This window comes from Janthinobacterium sp. OK676 (assembly GCF_900103595.1).
In the GTDB taxonomy this organism is placed as follows: Bacteria; Pseudomonadota; Gammaproteobacteria; order Burkholderiales; family Burkholderiaceae_D; genus Janthinobacterium.
The window spans coordinates 1-1,525 of record NZ_FNHA01000029.1; the positions used below are offsets into that span (position 1 = coordinate 1).

Below are 1,525 nucleotides of genomic sequence, written 5' to 3' on the forward strand. Positions count from 1 at the left end.
GGCCTATTGCGTTGAAAAACTCCAGTTGAGCACGCGATCTTCACGATTTGCCGCTGTCTAAGCAAAGAAAAGACGGAGGCTGCGATGATGGGACGTCAGGAAACCAAACGGGAGTTGTTCGTCTTGATTAGTCTAAACGAATACGTTCCCGAAGACCATCTACTGAGAGCGGTGGATCAGTACCTCGACCTGACCGAGTTTCGCGAGAACTTGGCTCAGTCGTACAGTCATACCGGTCGACCATCAGTCGATCCCGAGCTCATGGCCCGCATGCTGATCATTGGCTATTGCTACGGTATACGTTCCGAGCGGAGGCTGTGCGAAGAAGTCGGCATGAATCTGGCTTACCGCTGGTTTTGCCGGTTGGGTCTGAAGGATAAGGTGCCGGATCACTCAAGTTTTTCCAAAAATAGACACGGCCGCTTTCGCGATCACGATGCATTTCGCCAGCTATTCGATGCGGTTCTTCGACGTTGCATGACAGAAGGCCTGGTACAGGGCGAAGGGTTTGCAACCGACGCCAGCATGATCAAGGCTGACGCCCAGCGGCAACGTTCCTGTTCAGGCGATTCCGCTATCGATTGGGGTGATCCTGAGCAGGCAAGTCGACCGGTGCGAGAGTATCTGGCAGCTCTGGACCAAGTTAATCCGGTGCCGCCAAAAAGAATCTCGCTGACGGATCCGTCTGCAACCTGGACTGCCGCTGCAGGGCCGGCTATTTTTGCCTACTCAACAAATTACCTGATCGATTTGAAAGCGGGAATGATTGTCGATGTCGAGGCATCCGCAGTGAGCAAGATAGCTGAGCTCGAGGCCACTAAAACGATGATCAACCGGGTTGAGGAGAAATTCGCTATCAAGCCACACCGATTGGTGGGCGATACGAATTACGGTGTTGCTGCAATGCTGGGATGGCTGGTTGATGAAAAGAAGATCGCCCCGCATGTTCCTGTCTGGGACAAATCCGAACATCACGACGGCACTTTCAGCCGTACCGATTTCATCTTCGATAGTGAAAACAATCGTTATGTTTGCCCTGCTGGCAAGTACTTGAAACCCGCTCAGCGTAGCCAGCAGAAAAACCCATTTCGCTATCGAGCCAGCCTGTATGACTGCCAGGCCTGCCAGCTCAAATTAAAATGCTGTCCCAATATGGACATCCGTAAGATCGACCGTAGCCCGCATGAACCTGCACGCGACGTGGCACGGGCCATTGGCAAGACAGACGCTTATCGGCAATCGCGTAGAGAGCGAAAAAAAGTCGAGATGCTATTTGCCCACCTCAAACGCATCCTTAAACTCGGCCAATTGCGCTTGCGCGGCCCCAGCGGCGCCCACGATGAGTTTCTGCTGGCGGCGACGGCGCAAAATCTGCGGAGAATGGCCAAAAAGCTGCTTCCGCCAAAACAGAAAGTGACACTAGTGATGAGCTAAGCGAGCCCAACACCGCCACTGCGTACAATTTTCCTATACATTTACTGCATCGTGACAGGTCTTGGCCAAGAGTTTTTCAACACAATAGGCC

Annotated in this window: 1 protein-coding gene; it reads left to right on the forward strand. The window is 52.9% G+C overall.

The window, feature by feature from the left end:
• The first annotated feature begins 84 nt into the window (after nucleotides 1-84).
• A complete protein-coding gene (locus BLU39_RS28010) occupies nucleotides 85-1,434 on the forward strand; it encodes a transposase (RefSeq protein ID WP_092714604.1) in 1,350 nt (449 codons plus the stop codon).
• Nucleotides 1,435-1,525: the final 91 nt, after the last annotated feature.

Coding starts and splice junctions, on each gene's coding strand:
- BLU39_RS28010 (WP_092714604.1), top strand. CDS start 85: ATGATGGGACGTCAGGAAACCAAACGGGAGTTGTTCGTCTTGATTAGT.